This window comes from Pseudomonas sp. F220, from assembly GCF_057813935.1.
This window is the reverse complement of record NZ_JBVASJ010000011.1, coordinates 142,139-160,614: the sequence shown is the minus strand read 5'-3', so window position 1 is coordinate 160,614 and position 18,476 is coordinate 142,139. Positions and strand designations below refer to the sequence as shown.

The 18,476-nt window shown below is 58.6% G+C and carries 17 protein-coding genes; 8 read left to right on the top strand and 9 right to left on the bottom strand.

The window, feature by feature from the left end:
- Positions 1-169: 169 nt before the first annotated feature.
- Positions 170-487 (bottom strand): Rieske (2Fe-2S) protein, encoded by a 318-nt coding sequence (locus ACZYSM_RS12870; protein ID WP_489071866.1) that lies wholly within the window; start codon positions 485-487, stop codon positions 170-172.
- Between the two features lie 334 nt (positions 488-821).
- Between ACZYSM_RS12870 and ACZYSM_RS12865 the strand changes: the two genes are divergently transcribed.
- The 3 genes from ACZYSM_RS12865 to ACZYSM_RS12855 are packed head-to-tail and all read left to right on the top strand — an operon-like array spanning position 822 to position 4,787.
- The gene (locus tag ACZYSM_RS12865) at positions 822-2,195 is read left to right on the top strand and encodes a glutamine synthetase family protein (protein WP_489071865.1); all 1,374 of its coding nucleotides are present in this window, start codon (positions 822-824) and stop codon (positions 2,193-2,195) included.
- Positions 2,196-2,232: 37 nt separating this feature from the next.
- Positions 2,233-3,624, top strand: a complete 1,392-nt coding sequence (locus ACZYSM_RS12860; protein ID WP_489071864.1) for an aldehyde dehydrogenase family protein — start codon at positions 2,233-2,235, stop codon at positions 3,622-3,624.
- A 2-nt stretch (positions 3,625-3,626) separates the two neighbouring features.
- A complete protein-coding gene (locus ACZYSM_RS12855) occupies positions 3,627-4,787 on the top strand; it encodes an iron-containing alcohol dehydrogenase (RefSeq protein ID WP_489071863.1) in 1,161 nt (386 codons plus the stop codon).
- A 161-nt stretch (positions 4,788-4,948) separates the two neighbouring features.
- Here the strand turns inward: ACZYSM_RS12855 and ACZYSM_RS12850 are convergent, their stop codons facing one another.
- The 3 genes from ACZYSM_RS12850 to ACZYSM_RS12840 all read right to left on the bottom strand — a co-directional run bounded on the left by ACZYSM_RS12850 (position 4,949) and on the right by ACZYSM_RS12840 (position 6,789).
- A complete protein-coding gene (locus ACZYSM_RS12850; RefSeq protein WP_489071862.1) occupies positions 4,949-5,419 on the bottom strand; it encodes a YbhB/YbcL family Raf kinase inhibitor-like protein in 471 nt (156 codons plus the stop codon).
- A 19-nt stretch (positions 5,420-5,438) separates the two neighbouring features.
- Entirely contained in the window at positions 5,439-5,777 is a 339-nt protein-coding gene (locus ACZYSM_RS12845) for a carboxymuconolactone decarboxylase family protein (RefSeq protein ID WP_489071861.1), read from the bottom strand.
- Between the two features lie 67 nt (positions 5,778-5,844).
- Positions 5,845-6,789: a LysR substrate-binding domain-containing protein gene (locus tag ACZYSM_RS12840; protein ID WP_489071860.1), complete on the bottom strand. Its 945-nt coding sequence runs from the start codon at positions 6,787-6,789 to the stop codon at positions 5,845-5,847.
- Positions 6,790-6,954: 165 nt separating this feature from the next.
- Here ACZYSM_RS12840 and ACZYSM_RS12835 point away from each other — a divergent pair, with 165 nt between their 5' ends.
- The 5 genes from ACZYSM_RS12835 (at position 6,955) to ACZYSM_RS12815 (ending at position 11,804) form a co-directional block, all read left to right on the top strand.
- A complete protein-coding gene (locus ACZYSM_RS12835) occupies positions 6,955-7,725 on the top strand; it encodes an ABC transporter substrate-binding protein (RefSeq protein WP_489071859.1) in 771 nt (256 codons plus the stop codon).
- A 207-nt stretch (positions 7,726-7,932) separates the two neighbouring features.
- Positions 7,933-9,006: an aromatic ring-hydroxylating dioxygenase subunit alpha gene (locus tag ACZYSM_RS12830; RefSeq protein WP_489071858.1), complete on the top strand. Its 1,074-nt coding sequence runs from the start codon at positions 7,933-7,935 to the stop codon at positions 9,004-9,006.
- Between the two features lies 1 nt (position 9,007).
- Positions 9,008-10,150 carry an FAD-binding oxidoreductase gene (locus ACZYSM_RS12825; RefSeq protein ID WP_489071857.1) on the top strand — a complete coding sequence of 381 codons (1,143 nt, stop codon included), beginning with the start codon at positions 9,008-9,010 and terminating at the stop codon, positions 10,148-10,150.
- Between the two features lie 58 nt (positions 10,151-10,208).
- Positions 10,209-11,327 carry an S-(hydroxymethyl)glutathione dehydrogenase/class III alcohol dehydrogenase gene (locus ACZYSM_RS12820; RefSeq protein WP_489071856.1) on the top strand — a complete coding sequence of 373 codons (1,119 nt, stop codon included), beginning with the start codon at positions 10,209-10,211 and terminating at the stop codon, positions 11,325-11,327.
- 93 nt (positions 11,328-11,420) lie between these two features.
- A complete protein-coding gene (locus tag ACZYSM_RS12815) occupies positions 11,421-11,804 on the top strand; it encodes a VOC family protein (RefSeq protein WP_489071855.1) in 384 nt (127 codons plus the stop codon).
- Between the two features lie 55 nt (positions 11,805-11,859).
- Here ACZYSM_RS12815 and ACZYSM_RS12810 read toward each other — a convergent pair whose 3' ends face one another.
- The 5 genes from ACZYSM_RS12810 to ACZYSM_RS12790 all read right to left on the bottom strand — a co-directional run bounded on the left by ACZYSM_RS12810 (position 11,860) and on the right by ACZYSM_RS12790 (position 18,399).
- The gene (locus tag ACZYSM_RS12810; protein ID WP_489071854.1) at positions 11,860-12,636 is read right to left on the bottom strand and encodes a TorF family putative porin; all 777 of its coding nucleotides are present in this window, start codon (positions 12,634-12,636) and stop codon (positions 11,860-11,862) included.
- 109 nt (positions 12,637-12,745) lie between these two features.
- Positions 12,746-14,488, bottom strand: coding sequence for an amidohydrolase (locus ACZYSM_RS12805; RefSeq protein ID WP_489071853.1), 1,743 nt, complete (start codon positions 14,486-14,488; stop codon positions 12,746-12,748).
- A gap of 59 nt (positions 14,489-14,547) precedes the next feature.
- Entirely contained in the window at positions 14,548-15,846 is a 1,299-nt protein-coding gene (locus ACZYSM_RS12800) for an NAD(P)/FAD-dependent oxidoreductase (protein WP_489071852.1), read from the bottom strand.
- Positions 15,847-15,897: 51 nt separating this feature from the next.
- Positions 15,898-16,962 (bottom strand): polyamine ABC transporter substrate-binding protein, encoded by a 1,065-nt coding sequence (locus tag ACZYSM_RS12795; RefSeq protein WP_489071874.1) that lies wholly within the window; start codon positions 16,960-16,962, stop codon positions 15,898-15,900.
- Between the two features lie 78 nt (positions 16,963-17,040).
- Positions 17,041-18,399, bottom strand: coding sequence for a glutamine synthetase family protein (locus ACZYSM_RS12790; RefSeq protein WP_489071851.1), 1,359 nt, complete (start codon positions 18,397-18,399; stop codon positions 17,041-17,043).
- Positions 18,400-18,476: the final 77 nt, after the last annotated feature.

The following is an 18,476-nucleotide window of genomic DNA, read 5'->3' as shown; positions in this document are numbered from 1 at the left end:
ACCGTGGGGGCGAGTCCATACATAAGGGCGGAACCCTAAGTGGCCGTTACCGCAGGAATGGATATGTACACCAGCGAGAGCCAGGTCGGCTGTCAGGCCGCCATCGCGAGCAAGCTCGGCTCCTACATTGATCGGTGTACATCCGCGAGAGACAGGCCGCCATCAGGCATCAGGCCTCCGCCGATTGCCGCACCAGGATGTCATCACCGTCCACCCGGACCTCGAACTGCTCGACTTGATAAGCCGACTCTGTGAGGCATTCGCCGCTGATCACGTCGAACTCGTAGGCATGTATGGGGCACGTCACGACGCTGCCGCAGAGCGTGCCTTCTCCCAGTGGGCCGTCCTCGTGTGGGCAGGTGTTGTGGATGGCGAAATACTGGCCATCCACGTTGAACAGTGCGACGGGCGTTCCCCCCAGGTTCACCGTCTTGCCGGTACCAGGCTGGATGTCGCCCACACAGGCGACCTTGACGAATTCATTCATGGTGCCACTCCCGGATGCAGCCGGCAGGACGCTAAGCCGCCAGATTCAACAGCTGGACGGCCCACTCTTGATAGTCAATATAGCATTCAGGTTTCGATCACCGAGACTTGCGCATAGCAGCAGTAGGCTACGCTTGGGGAAGCTCATATTTTGCGTACCTCCGATCATTCGCGGCTGTACGCGGTCGACGTAGGAGCTGCCGCAGTCTGCGATCTTTTGATCTTCCGGAGATCGGCGGTGAGCCCGAAAAGATCGCAGCCTGCGGCAGCTCCTACAGGTTCTACGTACATCTGATATTCAGACAGGCCCAACCATTTCACGCAGGACTGACGTGATGACCGAGCCCCTCCTCAGCTTCGAAGAACTCAAACTCGCCGCTACCGCAGGCGATATCGATACGGTGCTGGTCTGCATGGTCGATATGCAGGGGCGACTGGTCGGCAAGCGATTCCAGGTCGAGTTTTTCATCGACAGCGGCCATGAAGAAACCCACTGCTGCAATTACCTGCTGGCCGACGACATCGACATGGAGCCGGTGCCGGGTTACGCCGCGGCCAGTTGGAGTAAAGGTTATGGCGATTTTGTGCTCAAACCCGACATGGCCACCTTGCGTCGCGTGCCGTGGCTTGAATGCACGGCGCTGGTGCTCTGCGACGTGCTCGATCATCACCATCGGCGGGATTTGCCCCACAGCCCGCGGGCGATCCTGAAAAAGCAGATCGAGCGACTGCGCGAGCGCGGCTACACCGGCATGTTCGCCTCTGAACTGGAGTTCTATCTGTTTGACGAGAGCTACGAGGCCATCCACGAGCGCAACTACCACAAGCCGAAGACCGCCGGCCACTACATCGAGGATTACAACATCCTGCAAACAACCCGCGAGGAGCCGGTACTGCGCGCGATTCGCAAGCATCTGCAGGCATCAGGCATTCCCGTGGAAAACTCCAAGGGTGAATGGGGACCGGGTCAGGAAGAGATTAACATCCGTTACGCCGACGCCCTGACCATGGCCGACCACCACGTCATCATCAAGCACGCCTGCAAAGAGATCGCGCAACTGCAGGGCAAGGCGATCACGTTCATGGCCAAGTGGCGCTATGACGCCGCCGGCTCCAGCAGCCATATACACAACTCGTTGTGGGACAAGAATGCCAAGAAGCCGCTGTTCTTTGATCCCAAGGCTGAGTTTGGCATGTCGACGCTGATGCGCTCCTGGGTTGCCGGGCAGCTCAAGTACGCCAACGACATCACGTGTTTTCTCGCGCCCTACATCAACTCGTACAAGCGTTTTCAGGCCGGCACCTTCGCCCCAACGCGAGCGGTGTGGAGTCGGGACAATCGCACTGCGGGCTTTCGTTTGTGTGCAGAAGGCAGCAAATCCATTCGCATCGAATGTCGCATCGGCGGCGCGGACCTCAATCCCTATCTGGCTTTCGCCGCCTTGATCGCCGCGGGCCTGGCCGGTATCGACGAGCAGCTCAACCTCGCGGCGCCCTTTGAGGGCGATGCCTACCTCGACGAGCAGTTGCCTGAAGTGTCGAAGACCCTGCGCGATGCCTGTGCCGCGCTCCGGACCTCGAGCATGTTGCGCGAGGCGTTCGGTGATGAAGTGATCGACCACTACGTGCACACCGCCGACTGGGAGCAGAAAGAGTACGACCGGCGGATAACCGACTGGGAACTGCAGCGCGGCTTTGAGCGCTATTGAGCAATCCATTATCGAGCACTCTATTACCGAGAAAGTCATGACTGCAATGATTCAGCTCATCTCACCGGTCGATGGCCGGGTTTATGCCGAACGCCGCGGCGCCGATGCGGCGCAGATCGAGCAGGCGCTGGCGGCGGCCTCAGCCGCCCAGGCGCAATGGAAGCGCCGGCCACTGAGCGAGCGCGCAGCGTTTTGTAGCGCTGCCGTGGACTCGGTGCTGGCGATGAAGGCTGAAATCGTACCGGAGCTGGCGTGGCAGATGGGCCGCCCGGTGCGCTTTGGTGCTGGCGAGCTGCGCGGCTTCGAAGAACGTGCCCGGCACATGATCGCCATTGCGCCTGAAGCGTTGGCAGCACTTGAACCCACGCCTGTCGCAGGTTTTCGGCGCTGTATCAAACGCGAGCCGTTGGGTACGGTACTGGTCATCGCCCCCTGGAATTACCCCTACCTGACTGCGGTAAATTCGATCATCCCGGCGCTGATGGCTGGCAACAGCGTCATCCTCAAGCACGCCACGCAAACACTGCTGGTTGGCGAGCGTTTCGCCGAGGCCTTGCGCCGCGCCAATCTGCCCGCCGGCCTGTTCCACAACCTGCTGCTCGATCATAAACAGACCGCCGCGATTATTGCCTCTGGACGGGTGCAGCAGGTGAACTTCACCGGTTCAGTCGACGCTGGCAAGGCCATGGAAGCGGCGGCCGCTGGAAGCTTCCTCGGCATGGGACTGGAGCTCGGCGGCAAAGATCCGGCTTACGTACGGGCAGACGCCAACCTTGAGCATGCGGTGGAGAACCTGGTGGACGGCAGCTTCTTTAACTCGGGGCAGAGCTGCTGTGCCGTCGAGCGTATCTATGTCGATAAAAAAATTTACCCGGCCTTTGTCGAGCGCTTCGTCGCCCTGACCCGCCAATACGTGCTGGGCAACCCACTGGATGAAGCCACCACGCTCGGCCCGCTGGTCACACCGGGTGCTGCTGATTTCGTTCGCGGGCAGATCGCCGAAGCACTGAAAATGGGGGCCAAGGCGCTGATCGATCCAAGCGCTTTTCCCGCCGACAGGCCCGGCAGCGCCTACCTCGCGCCGCAGGTACTAGTGGACGTCACCCATAAAATGTCGGTGATGCGTGAGGAAAGCTTTGGCCCGGTGGTCGGCATCATGCCGGTTGCCAGCGACGACGAAGCCATCGCCTTGATGAACGACAGTGAGTTCGGGCTCAGCGCCTCCATCTGGACGCAAGATCTCGCCGCAGCTGAGCGCCTCGGCGACGAGATTGCCACCGGCACCGTTTTCATGAACCGCTGCGATTATCTGGACCCGGCGCTGGCCTGGACCGGGGGGAAGAACAGCGGGCGCGGCGTAACGCTGTCGCGCATGGGCTTTGAGCACCTGACTCGAGCGAAATCCTTCCATCTGCGCCACGAGATCTGAGCATGAATCTGACTGCGAACTGGAACTACCCCACGAGCATCCACTTTGGTGTCGGCCGCATCGCCGAGCTGGCCGAGACCTGCCGCAGTCAAGGTATCCAGCGACCGTTGCTGGTTACCGACAGTGGCCTGGCGCGTTCTCCGATCACCACGGCGGCGCTGGACGCCTTGCGCGCCGCTGGTCTTGGCGTAGCGCTGTTTTCTGACCTCAAGCCCAATCCGGTTGAAGCTAACCTGGTGGGTGGGCTCAACGCTTATCGCGCAGGCTTTCACGATGGTGTGGTCGCCTTCGGCGGTGGCAGCGGCCTGGATATGGGCAAGCTCATCGCCTTCATGAGCGGCCAGACCCGACCGGTTTGGGATTTCGAAGACATCGGCGACTACTGGACACGCGCCGACGAAAGGAGCATCGCCCCGATCATTGCGGTGCCGACCACCGCAGGTACGGGTTCCGAGGTGGGCCGTGCGGCGGTGATCATCGACGAACGTACACACACCAAACGCATCATCTTCCACCCGAAGATGATGCCGCGTGTGGTCATCAGCGACCCGGCCCTCACCATCGGCATGCCGACAAAGGTCACCGCCGGTACGGGTATGGATGCTTTTGCGCATTGCCTGGAGTCGTACTGCGCCCCCGGTTTTCATCCGATGGCCGAAGGTATCGCGGTGGAAGGCATGCGCCTGGTGGCCAATGCTCTGGTACGTGCAGTACACACACCCTCCGACCTCGATGCGCGAGCGCAAATGCTCGCGGCAGCTGCGATGGGCGCCACCGCATTCCAAAAAGGCCTGGGCGGAATGCACGCGCTTTCGCATCCGGTGGGCGCCCTGTACGACACCCATCACGGCATGACCAATGCCACTTTCATGCCCTATGTATTGAAGTTCAATCGCCCGGCCATCGAGGAGCGCATCACCCGCCTCGCGGCTTATCTGCGTCTGCCGACCCCTGGCTTTGACAGCTTTCTGGCCTTCGTCCTCAAGTTGCGCAAGGACATCGGCGTGCCGCATACGCTGTTTGAACTGGGGGTGGATGATCGGCAGGCCGATCTGATCGCAGACATGGCGATTGTCGACCCCTGCGCCGGCGGCAACCCGCTGCCATTGACACGAAATGGCGCGGCAGAAATTTTCGCAGCGGCGTACCACGGCCGTCTGTAGCGAGCTGCCGCCCCATCTTCAACGCTGCACCCTGTGGGAGCCGAGCTTGCTCGCGATGGACTCATGGGCGACACGTTTATTCAGAAAAACACGCGTTATCGTTAACGTCCATCGCGAGCAAGCTCGCTCCTACAGGGGCCGTTGTTCATGAAATGTAATCCTCACCGCGTTTTACGATAGGTGCCGATCAGCTCGGCCTGTGCCAGTACATGGCCGCGCATGGCGCTTTCGAGTTGGGCCTTGGTGGGCTGCTTCAGGTCCGGCAGGACGGTGTCCAGCGCGTAGAGCTTGTGAAAATACCGATGGGTACCGATAGGCGGACAAGGTCCGCCGTAGCCGGTTTTCTGCCAGTCGTTGAGCCCCTGTAGCGTGCCGGGCGGCAGCGCGTGCAGGGCTTCGGGCAGCGCAGTCGTTCCCACGGGCAAGTTATAGAGCACCCAATGGACCCAGGTCATCTTGGGGGCCGCTGGGTCTGGGGCGTCCGGGTCGTCGACGATCAGCGCCAGACTCTGGGTGCCTGATGGCACACCACTCCAGGCCAACGGCGGAGAAACATCCTTGCCTTCACAGCTGTAGAGCGCCGGTATCGGGCCTTGGGCATGAAAAGCGGGAGAATCGAGCACAAGTGGCATGGTCGTTACCTCTTTTTGATTATTCAGGGGCAGATTTGCTTGCTCTGCCGATCACATCGTCCGCCCAGCTTATGGCCGCAACGACAGTCGGGAAACCGATTGTGCTCGTCAGTGAGATCAGTGTGTGATGGATCTGCTCTGTCGTAGCGCCCGCTTCCAGTGCTCGTCGGGTATGACTGTGCACTGCGCCCTCAGAGTGGATGGCCGCCGCAGCACTGAGCTGGATCAGCTGGACGACCTTATCCTCCAGCGGGCCGGCATGACGCACAGCTGCACCCAAGGCTTCCACGGCGCCAAAGTAATCCGGGTACTGCTGTTTGAGGTATTGGTAGGTGTTGTGTTCTCTCTTCCTTTCCATCGTTGTCTCCTCGCGTTGGAGGTGTGACGGGGATGCCCCAATCAATCAGTATGGCCCGTTGGGCATATTAAGTACGCGAGGGATGGGTCAATAACTGCTCATTGATTGCCATTTGTTCTCGCCCACGAGCCACCAGCCAGCGATGGAAGTCGCGACAGTGAGCCTTGTCGAAAGCGTCTTTGGCACCGACCAAAAAATACGACGAGGGTAATGGCAACACCTGTGTAAACGGCATGATCAAACGCCCGTCCGCCAACGCATCGACAATCATTGAACATTGCGCCAACACCACCCCCTGCCCAGATACCGCAGCCTGGATGGCCATCGATGACAATGAATAGACCCGATAACCATCACGTATCTGCGAACACTCTACGTGTTGTGCGCTGAACCAGTCGCGCCACGACGGTGGGGAAGCAAACTTCGGTAACCAGTCAATGGACAGCAACGGATAAGCCAACAAATCTGCCGGGGCTCGCAGCGGTGCGTCGGCTCGCAACATGTGTGGGCTACAGACCGGAACGACGCAATCACGGAACAACTCAATGGCGCTTTCAGTCGACACATGATCACCGTAGGTGACCCGAAAATCGAACTCGTAGCCGTCTGGTGCGGGTTCCGCATGGCTGCCGTCAAGAAACAGATTGAGCTCAGGGTGATCGCTCTGCCATGCGTAGATGAGCGGTGCCAGCCATTCCGATAACAACGATGGCAATGCACTGATGCGTAGGTTGCTAGCGTTCTTCGAGCGTTCGACCTCTACCTGAGCAATGCGCAGGCTTTCGAACGCCGCCGCACAGCTGTCGTGGTAGCGCTGGCCCGCCGCGGTCAAGCGGATGCGTTTGCCGACCTTGAAGGTCAGGCTCAAGCCCAGGCTATCTTCCAGCAGTTTCATTTGCTGGCTGACAGCACCCGCCGAGATGCCCAAGCGCCTGGCGGCTTCGACGATTCCACCGAAGCGCCCGACGGCTTCAAAAACCTGTAAGGCGCGTAGAGAAGGCAAGCTGTTCATCAGCATCTCCAGAAAGAAACTGGCTGCTTGATACTTTAGCTGAGCTACACAAAGCAACAGCTTTCAACATCTTTTCGAATATTCAGACTCTCGTATTCTGGTGCTGGTACTGCGTGCCGTTTGGACGCAGTGAATAAAACAAATGACAGACAAAGGAAAACAAGAATGAAAAAATTTGTCCTCGCCACGCTACTTGCACTTGCTTCTACCGGCGCCCTTGCCAAGGACTTGAGCGTTATACGTTTTGGTGTAGACCCGACGTTCGCCCCCTTTGAATCAAAACAACCTAGCGGTGAACTGGTGGGTTTCGATATCGATCTGGGCAATGCCATTTGCGCCCAGCTCAAGGTCAAGTGCGTCTGGGTCGAAACCGCCTTCGACAGCATCATCCCTGCACTCAGGGCCAATAAATTCGATGCGGTCCTTTCGGCCATGACCGTCAACGAAAAACGTAAACAAAATGTCGCGTTCTCGGATCGGCTCTACAACTCGCCCAATCGCTTGATCGCGAAAGCCGACAGCGGTCTGCTGCCCACCGTAGAGTCGCTCAAGGGCAAACGTGTCGGCGTCGCCCAAGGCAGCACCCAGGAAGCTTACGTCAGGGCCGCTTGGGCGCCGCACGGGGTCACCATGGTGTCTTACACCAATCAGGATCTGTTGTACCCGGACCTGACCAGTGGCCGTATCGATGCCAGTCTGACGGATGCTGTCGTAGCGGATATCGGCTTCTTGCAGACCCCAAGAAACAACGGATTCGCTTTCGTCGGCGATACCGTCAAGGACCACGAACTTCTGGGTGAAGGGATCGCGATCGGCCTGCGCAAGGACGACCTGAAACTGACTCAGGCGATCAACGGTGCGCTGGCAGAAATGCACAAGAACGGCACCTACGACGCGATTCAGAAGAAGTACTTCACCTTCGATATCTATAACTGAAAAACCACCTGCTGATCGGCTCTCGATCGCCCGCTTGCCGGCGATTGAGAGCTGCGGCAGTGGCAGGCGTTATTCCCTGAACACTCAATCCCCCTCTGTTGGAATAGATGTTTTTTTGTAGGCGCCGAGCTTGCTCGCGATGGCGATCTGAAGGACGCCATCGTTCTCCTACAAAGAGCGAACAACACAATAATAAGGAGAGACCCCATGTTTTTGCGCAACGCATGGTATGTAGCCGCCAGTGAAGCTGAGCTGGGCGAGGATCTGTACCCCGTCACCCTGCTCAGTGAGTCTGTGGTGCTTTACCGCAAGAGCGACGGCACCCCGGTAGCCCTCGAAGATGCCTGCCCGCACCGCAAACTGCCGTTGTCGTTGGGTCGCCGCAAGGGTGATGACATCGAGTGTGGTTACCATGGTCTGACCTTCGACTGCTCTGGCAGCTGTGTCCACGCACCCGGTAGCCGACGCATTCCACAAGGCGCCAAGGTTCGCAGCTACCCCCTCGCAGTGCGCTACGGCTTGATCTGGATCTGGATGGGCGATCTCGAACTGGCCGACGAAGCGAAGATTTGCCACGTGCCGGAATGGGGCGACTCGGCGTGGGGGCTCAATCGTGGCGATAGCATGGTCATCCCTTGCAACTACCTGTACATGACCGACAACCTGCTCGATCCGTCGCATGTGGCGTGGGTGCATCAATCTTCCTTTGGCAACGCTGCCTGTGCGGAGGAACCGCTGCAAACCACGGTAACCGATGTCGGCGTGATCGTTTCCCGCTGGATGCGCGATGTCGAAGTGGCGCCCTTCTATGCCAAGTTCGTCAAGTTCAGCGGCAACTGCGACCGCAAGCAGCACTACGAGGTGCACTACCCCGCACAGGCCATTATCAAGGCCCTGTTCACCCCGGCCGGGACGGGGTTTGACGAGGGTGAACTGCACGAGCAAGTGTTCTTGATGAACTCCTACAACTTCATGACCCCCATCGACGAATCAAACACGCGTTATTACTGGTTCCAGGTGCGTAATTTCGACCCCGAAAACGAAGAGGTGTCACGCCAGTTCGACGAAGACGTGCGTCACGCTTTCGCCGAGGACCGGATAGTCCTCAGCGCCGTACACCGGGGTATGGCCAACAAGCGCAGCCCCAACATCGATCTGGCCTCCGACTCAGGGCCACTACGCTTTCGCCGCAACCTGGAGAAATTGATTGCTCAGGAACAGCCTGGCAGCTTGATTCCGCTGGTCCAACAGCACGCCGCGGAACAAAAGACGGAGGCATAAGATGGGCACTCAACCGCAAACACAGTTCACCCCTCAAGGTTTCAACACCTTCCGGGTGATTGAGAGGAAACAGGAAAGCGCAGTCATCACCTCCTTCGTCCTGACGGCTGCCGATGGAGCCTCAAGCCTGCCCTTTCGCCCGGGGCAGTTCCTGATTGTTCGCCTTTCACTGGACGGCGGTGTTACGGCGCTGCGCAACTACAGCCTCTCTGGAGACGTCAGCGATCCTTCGCGCGTGCGCATTTCGGTCAAGCGCGAGCCGGCACCTTTCGACAGGCCAGAGTTGCCGCCTGGACAAGGGTCCAATTACCTGCACGACCGGGTGCACGTCGGCGACCTGCTCGAGATCGCCGGACCGGCCGGCACCTTCGTGCTGGACGAAGAGAGCCCAAGGCCCGTGGTGCTGTTTAGCGGAGGCGTGGGACTGACCCCGATGCTGAGCATGCTTCATCAACTGAGCAGCCGTTCGGCGCGTCCGGTGTATTTCATTCATGCCTGCGAAAGTGGTGCCGTGCATGCTTTCCGTGACGAGGTCTTGACACTGGCCAGCCGTCGTCCGGGGATCAGCGTGCACTTCTGCTACCGCAACCCGGATGCCGAAGATCAAGCCAATAATGTCTATCACAGCCAGGGCCTGATAAGCCGGGAAACCCTGCAAGGGTTGCTACCGCTGGACGACTATGACGTCTACCTGTGCGGTCCGCGGCCCTTTATGCAGGCGAACTGGCGCCTGTTGCGCAACCTTGGGATCGCCGGCAAGCGCATTCATTACGAGTTCTTCGGCCCGGCGACCATCCTCGAAGAGGACGAAGTCATGCCAGCGGCGACGCCGCCTACGCCCGCGCCGCCTGCACCCACAGCGGCGGTCGGGGCGACTGAAAACGCGCTGACCGTACACTTTCTGCCTTCCGGCACCCGCGTGGCCTGGGATCAGAACTGCCACTCGTTGCTCGAGCTCGCCGAGCAGGCCGGCCTGACGCCATCATTCAATTGCCGGGCCGGGCTGTGCAACACCTGTCAGGTCACCCTTCGCGAAGGCTCTGTCGAGTATTTCGAAGCGCCGCTGGATGTCCCCGCAAACGACGACATCCTGCTCTGCTGCACGCGCCCAACCACCGCAGTGACGGTGGACTTGCGAAAGTGACACCCCCGACTACGATCAACACCGCCCACCGCCTTCGTTGCACTGAGGAATCAAGATAATGATCAAATCGCGAGCCGCCGTAGCCTTCGCGGCCAACCAGCCCCTGCAAATTGTCGAAGTCGATGTGGCGCCGCCGCAAGCCGGCGAGGTGCTGGTGCGCATCATCGCAACCGGCGTCTGCCATACCGATGCGTTTACCCTGTCCGGCGCAGATCCAGAAGGCATCTTTCCGGTCATCCTCGGTCACGAGGGCGGCGGCATAGTCGAAGCGGTTGGCCCGGGGGTGACCTCAGTGTCGGTGGGCGATCACGTGATCCCGCTCTACACCCCGGAATGCGGCGAGTGCACATTCTGCACGTCCGGCAAGACTAACCTTTGCCAGAAAATCCGTGCCACTCAGGGCAAAGGCCTGATGCCTGACGGCACCAGCCGCTTCTCTTACAAGGGCCAACCCATCTTCCACTACATGGGCACCTCGACCTTCTCCGAGTACACCGTGCTGCCGGAAATCTCTCTGGCCAAAATCCCCAAGGAAGCGCCACTGGAAAAGGTCTGCCTGCTCGGTTGCGGTGTGACTACTGGCATTGGTGCGGTGCTGAATACCGCCAAAGTCGAGGAAGGCGCCACGGTGGCAATCTTCGGTTTGGGTGGCATAGGTCTGGCAGCCATCATCGGCGCCACCATGGCCAAGGCTAGCCGGATCATCGCTATCGATATCAATCCGGCCAAGTTCGAGATCGCCAGGCAATTGGGCGCCACCGACTTCATCAACCCCAAGGATTTCGACAAACCAATTCAGGACGTGATAATCGAGCTGACAGAGGGTGGAGTGGACTACTCCTTTGAGTGCATTGGCAACGTCAATCTGATGCGCGCGGCCCTGGAGTGCTGCCATAAGGGCTGGGGCGAGTCGGTGATTATCGGTGTCGCCGGTGCCGGCCAGGAAATCAGCACCCGTCCATTCCAACTAGTGACCGGCCGCGTCTGGCGTGGTTCGGCCTTTGGCGGTGTGAAAGGTCGCAGCGAGCTGCCCAGCTATGTCGAGAAAGCGCAGAAGGGCGAAATCCCGCTGGACACCTTTATCACCCACACCATGGGGCTGGAGGATATCAACAGGGCCTTCGACCTGATGCACGAAGGCAAGAGCATTCGTACCGTTATTCACTTCGATCGCTGAGTCAGCAGACCCAACGATAGTTGTCAGGGGGGCCACTCACCCTGACGTACTGCAACACCAACCCACCTTGTTTCTACCAAAGAGAACCAAAAGATGAGCGTCTTCACTCACGTCACCGTCGGCACCAACAATCTGCAAAAAGCCCGCAATTTTTACGACAGCGTACTGGGCGCGCTGGGCCACAAACGCATCGCCGATCTGGGCGACAATGGCTCGATCTGGGGCGAGAGCGCCCCTTCCTTCTTCGTTCTGAAACCGGCCAACGGCGAACCCGCCACCGTCGGTAACGGCGTCACGGTCAGCTTCGAGGCCCCGAGCCGCGCCGCCATCGACGCCTTTCACGCCGCAGCCTTGACCGCCGGCGGCATCTGCGCAGGCGCTCCAGGCACCCGCGACTGGGCACCGAACGCCTATGCCGCCTACGCCCGCGACCTGGACGGTAACAAGCTGGCCGCGTACTGCTTCAAACCCGCCTAAACGCTGTCGCGAGGTCAGCCTGGCTGACCTCGCGGCACCGCCCACTCCACTTGGCTTAGAACGTCTTGCCGGCACTGGCCACCAGCGTCGCGCCGCACAAGTCGTCGTAACCGGTAAAGCTCAGGCATTCGGTTTTCGAAAGGTCAGTATCGATATAACTCAGGCCCCAGGTAATACCGACAAAATCACGGCTCATTTTGACCATCCAATCGTGGTAATCGGCGCGGCTGTTGCCGTTGGCGCTGAAGAATACGTCGTCCTTATAGTCGACGTATTCATAGCGCGCTTCCAGACCGAATTCGGCGGGCAGCACGGTGTGGTAACCGATAAACACCGAAGAAACGTCTTCGTCTTTATTGCCCTTCTGGAAATTGCCATTTTCATCCTCGAAGTCAGGGCCTTTCATATTGTTGACGTATTTGCCACCGAGCAAGACGCCATACACATCAAGGGTGGACTGGATGTCGCTCTGGTTGTACAGGCTTCCACGCGGGTACTCGTACTGTGTGTAGAAGGTGTCTAGGCTGATTTTGTCGGCAATTTGCCAGAAGTAGCCGCCGTAGTATTCAATCTCCTGGCGCGTGTTGGTGTCATCACCAAAATCGACATTCGAGGTCCAGATACCGGCATACAAGCCGCTGGAGTGGTTTAGGGTGATCCCCAGTTGCGCAGCAGGGTCGCCCAGGGTTTGCGAGATGCCGCTAGCGCGATAATCACTGACCAGCGCGGGAGTAATGGCGAGGACGAAGTTGTCGTTGAGTTCCAGCGCCTGAGCGCTGATCAGTGGCGACAGTGCAAGGCCGGCAAGCACGAGGACAGACAATGCGTTCATATGGATTCTCTTATTTTTATGAGGGTGCGGGTGATTTCGGGCAAGGCAGCGCCCAGCGCCCCGCAAGGCGCGGCGTCAGGTGTGTTGCGGGGCGTGGGCGCTTGGGTTGTCAGGCGTCGGGGGCGTAAACCTGCTTGCCGGCGAAAAAGGTTTTCAGGACCTTGGTGTCGAACAGCTCGTCGTCGCTGACCTTGAACACATCACGGTCGAGGATGATCAGATCGGCCTGTTTGCCGGGCACCAGAGAGCCAATCTGCTGATCCAGACGCAGGGCTTTGGCAGCATTGATGGTGTAGGCGTAGAACATGGTCTGGCGATCAATGCTTTCCTTGGCGTTCAGCACACCCAGCGGCCCTTTTCGAGTGCTGGCCTGAGCGATGGCGTTCCATGGATTGGGACTGGACACCGGCCAATCACTGCCGCCAGCAATGGTTGCACCCGCGTCATGCAGGGACTTGGCGGGATACTGGTAACCGTAAGCAAACGCGCTGATATAGGGTTTGACCAACTCCACGGTGTAACTCTCGCCAGTGGCCCACAGCAGTTGCATGGAGGCAATTACCCCGAGTTGCTTGAAGCGAGGGAAATCTTTTGGATTGACCGTTTGCAAGTGGGCGATGCTATGGGCCACAGGCGTTGGATTGAGCTTGCGCGCATATGCAAAGCCATTGAGTGCTTCACGTACGGCACGATCGCCGTCCGCGTGCACGTGCACGATCCAGTCGCGTTTTTCCGCCGCCACCACCAACTCGCCAAAATGCTTCGGATCGATCAGCAACTGACCGCGTTTATTACTGTTCTTGTAAGGGACGATGACCGCTGCGGTCTGCCCTGGAAACTCCATAATACCGTCGGCAAATATCTTGATGCCCGGGAATGTCAGGTTGGGCACGCCCTCGAATTTTTTCATCACCTTGGCCACGACTTCCAGGTCGGCCGGCTTGCTTTTGGAGTTGGTCAACATCAAGGCTGCGACGTGCGCGCTGAGTTCGCCCTTCTCTGCCAACTCGCGGTAGAGCGGCAGTACGCCGTAACTCTGCTCCGTTGCAGTGAAATCGAACAGCGAATCGACATGGCCGGCATTCGCTGCGGCGTCCATCCAGGCCGTGACGCCATATTGATTATTGACTCTCACAGCCTCGCGGGCCGCCTTCAACATGACCTCCTCGCTGGGTGCGGGAATCTCGTTGCGTACCTGATCCCAGCGAGATTCGGCAAAATAACCCGTGGGCGTGAAGTCGGCTTCGTGGCCCACATAGCTGCGTTCGTTTTCCGGCAGGCTTTTGACCAGCGCAGCGTCGATCTTCAGACGCTTGAGCATCGCATTGTTGGCCCAGCCGGTATGACCGTCAATCCCGTTCAGGACCACCGGTTGATCGGCCCAGCGGCCCTGATTGAAGAGTTTGCCAAGTTCGCGGCTTTGTTCCCAATAAGCCGAGCTGACCCCGGCAATGCTGATCACGTCCCCGGCCCTCGCCCTGCCCGCCTGATCCTGCTCGATGACCCATTGCTCAAGCGCGGGCAACGGCTTTTCTTCGTCCAGCAGGTTGGCCCCCAAGCTGTCGAAGGCCGCCACTACCGGATGGCTATGGCTATCGATCATTCCAGGCATCAGCACCTTGCCCGCCAGATCGATGCGCTGGGTGTGGGCGTCGGCCAGTGCGTTGATGTCTACATCGCTACCGACTTTGAGGATTTTGCCGTTTTCTACTGCCACTGCTTTAGCCAAGGCTTGACCGGGAATGCCGGTAAATACCTTGCCATTGGTGAGTACCAGGTCCGCCGCAGCCATGGCTTGCAGCGAGGGGAGCGTTAACATTGCCGCCAGTAAGCACGGGGTAAATCGCTTCATTTGAACGTCCTTTTATGTTTTTGTTTTTATCTTGGTGTTGCTCTTGGCGACTGAACACATCAGTGGCCTGCGATTTCCTTGAGCCGGTACCAGAACATGCCCAGTGCCAACAACGGAGAACGCAGCAGTTTGCCGCCGGGGAAAGTCATGTGCGGTACGCTGGCGAACAGGTCGAAACCTTTGCTGTGTTCAAGGCTGATGGCTTCAGCCACCAGCCGAGCCGCCATGTGCGTGGTGTTGATCCCATGTCCAGCGTACGCCTGGGCATAGAACACATTAGGCTGAGCCTTCAAGCGGCCAATCTGTGGCAGTCGGTTGGCACCGATGCCAATCATCCCGCTCCATTGAAAGTCGATGCGTTTAGCCGCGAGCTGTGGGAACACCTCGAGCATTTTCGGGCGCATGTAGCCGGCAATATCCTTGAGGGTTCGTCCTGAGTAGTGACACGCGCCACCAAACAGCAACCGGCGATCCGCCGACAAACGATAATAATCCAGCCCCACACGCTGATCGCAGAGCGCCCGGTTACCGGGTATCAGCATCTGGGCAAGGGCCTCGCTCAACGGTTCAGTCGCCACGACGTAGCTACCCGCAGCAAGCACCTTGCCGCTGAGTGCCGGTTCCAGATCGCCCAGATGGGCATTGCCGGCGAGCACCAGGGTCTTGGCATTCACCACACCGTTGGCCGTGTGCACACGAATGCGACTGCCATATTCGATACGAATGGCCGCACTGTTTTCGCACAAACGTACGCCCAGACGCTGGGCCAGAGCAGCCTCGCCCAATGCCAGGTTGAGCGGATGCAAATGCCCCGAGCCCTCGTCTATCAGGCCGCCGACATAGCGATCAGAACCGACCACTCGGTGCATGTCGTGTTGTTCGACCAGCTCGACCTTATGAGGGTATCCCTGATTTTTGAGTGCTCGCTGCTCCGCTAGCAAGTTCTCAAAATGTCGGGGAGTGTTGGCCAGCTCACAGTGGCCCCAGCGCAAATCACACTCGATGCCGTGTTGCTGTACTCGCTGACGGACCAGATCAACCGCGTCCAGGCCCAATTGTTCAAGCACCTTAACGCCTTCGCTACCGATGGACTTTTCGTGCGCAGCAAGGTCGTGTCCAATGCCACGAATCAACTGACCGCCGTTGCGGCCAGTGGCGCCCCAGGCTATCTGGTGTGCCTCCAGAACAATCACCGAGTGGCCCCGTTCAGCCAGTTCGATTGCCGTATTCAATCCAGTGAACCCAGCACCGACGATGCACACATCAGCCTGTGCCTGGCCTTCAAGCGGAGGGCAGTCGAGCTGACGGTTTCGAGTGGCGCTGTAATACGTCTGCGGTGAAGAAAACTGGGACGTCATAAGGGTACTGCCTATCAGTTGCCGGGCGCAGGTTCCCGCCCGGCGCAGGAGTTAATGACCGGACTTGAGCTTGCTCCAGGAACGATTCATCCAACGCATGATGTCGGGTGGCAGCTCCGTCGAAACGTAGAGCTTTGCCTGTACCGATTCAGGTGGGTAGATCGATGGATTGTGGGTGATGTCATCGCTCATCAGTGCCGTGGCCTGGGTATTGGCGTTGGCGTAGCCCACGTACTCGCTGACCTTGGTAATCACCTCGGGTTTGAGCAGGTAGTTGATAAACTCATGGGCTTGTTCGGGGTTCTTGGCATCGGCCGGAATGGCCAACATATCGAACCAGAGGTTGCCGCCCTCCTTCGGGACCGCGTAGGCGATCTTCACCCCGTTCCCCGCCTCCTGCGCACGATGGATTGCCTGGTACACATCGCCTGAATAACCGAAGGCAATGCAGATGTTGCCGTTGGCCAGATCCGACACGTATTTGGAGGAATGGAAATAGGTGATGTAAGGACGCAAGGTCAGCAGTTTGCGCTCGGCGACTTTGTAATCCTCAATGCGCGTGCTGTTGGGATTGAGCCCCAGGTAGTTGAGCATTGCCGGCAAGGCTTCGTCTGCGGAGTCCATGAAGGCAACGCCACAGGCTTGCAGCTTCTTGAGGTTTTCGACCTCGAACAGCGTGCTCCAGGAATCGATGGTGTCGACGCCCAGTACCTGTTTTATCTTCTCGACGTTGTAACCAATACCATTGGTGCCCCACAAATACGGTACGGCGTACTGATTTCCCGGATCGTTGGCCTGCAGACGTTGCAGCAATACCGGGTCGAGATTTTTCCAGTTGGGCAGCTGCGCCCGGTCGAGTTTCTGGAACGCTCCAGCCTTGATCTGCCGACCGAGAAAGTGATTGCTCGGCACCACCACGTCATAGCCGGTGTGCCCGGCCAGCAACTTGCCTTCGAGGGTTTCGTTGGAATCGAAAACGTCATAGACCGGTTTGATGTCGGTTTCCCGCTGGAAATCCACGAGCGTGGTTTCAGCGATGTAATCGGTCCAGTTATAGATGTTCACCATCCCTTGCGCCGAGGCCTGACCGGCGAGACCGCAGAGTGTCGTGAGCATGAGTTTTAGCGCGAAACGTTTCATTCACATGTCCTTACTGTGGGTACATTTGAGAATGTGTTCAACCGAGGTGGGCCATTACACGCTGTGCAACAGGAACTCACGCTCCCAGGAGCTGATGACCTGCTTGTAGTTCTCGTGCTCGACCCGTTTGACCGCGACAAAACCTTTGGTGAAGCGCTCGCCCAAGTACTCTTTGGCCATGTCTGACTGCTCCATGCGCTCCAGTGCCGCCTCCAGGGTCAGCGGCAGGCGCAGGTTGCGCCGCTCATAACCGCGACCGACCACCGCCGGACTTGGCTCGACCCCCTCGACCATCCCCACGTAACCGCACAACAGACTGGCCGCCACGGCCAGATAGGGGTTGGCATCAGCACCTGCCAGGCGGTTTTCGACCCGACGATTCTGCGGGTCAGAATCCGGTACGCGCAGGCCGACCGTGCGGTTTTCTTCGCCCCACTCGACGTTAACCGGCGCCGAGGTATCGGGTAGAAAACGACGAAACGAATTCACATTGGGCGCGAACAGCGGCAGGGTATCGGGAATGTATTTCTGCAATCCACCAATGTGGTGCATGAACAACTCACTCATGCTGCCATCGGGATTGGAGAACACCGAGAGGCCGGTTTCCAGGTCCACCACGCTCTGGTGCAAATGCATCGCGCTACCCGGCTCGCCGGTCATTGGTTTGGCCATGAAGGTGGCGCTGACATCGTGTTTGAGGGCTGCTTCGCGCAGGGTTCGCTTGAAGACGATGATCTGATCGGCCAGGGACAAAGGGTCACCGTGACGGAAATTGATCTCCATCTGCGCGGTGCCTTCTTCGTGAATCAATGTATCCAGGTCCAGGCCTTGGGCCTCGCTCCAGTCATACATGTCTTCGAACAGCGGATCGAACTCGTTGGTCGCCTCGATCGAGTAGGACTGACGCCCTGTCTCTTGGCGACCGGAACGACCAATCGGTGGTTTTAACGGGTAATCCGGATCAGGGCTGCGCTGAGTCAGGTAGAACTCCATTTCGGGCGCAATGATTGGCTTCCAGCCGCGCTCCGTGTAGAGCCTCAACACCTTTTTCAGGATGTTGCGAGGCGACAGTTCAATCGGATTCCCTTGTTTGTCATAAGTGTCGTGAATCACCTGCGCGGTGGGCTCCAGAGCCCACGGCACGATAAATACCGCGTCTTGGTCCGGACGGCAGTGCATGTCGATATCCGCCGCGTCCAGCAGATCGTAGTAGATCTCGTCTTCGACGTAGTCGCCGGTGACTGTCTGCAACAAGACACTCTCTGGCAGGCGCATGCCTTGCTCGTTAAGGAACTTGTTGGTTGGAGATATTTTGCCCCGAGCAATGCCGCTCAGATCAGAGATCAGGCACTCGACTTCAGTGATTTTGTTTTCTTTGAGCCATTGGCTCAGTCGATCCAGATTGCCTTTCATAACGCCTCGTACAGGGAAATGCCTGAGCGCCCCATGGCGGCTCAGTTCCGTGCTTCAAGGAGATAGTGCAATCGTGA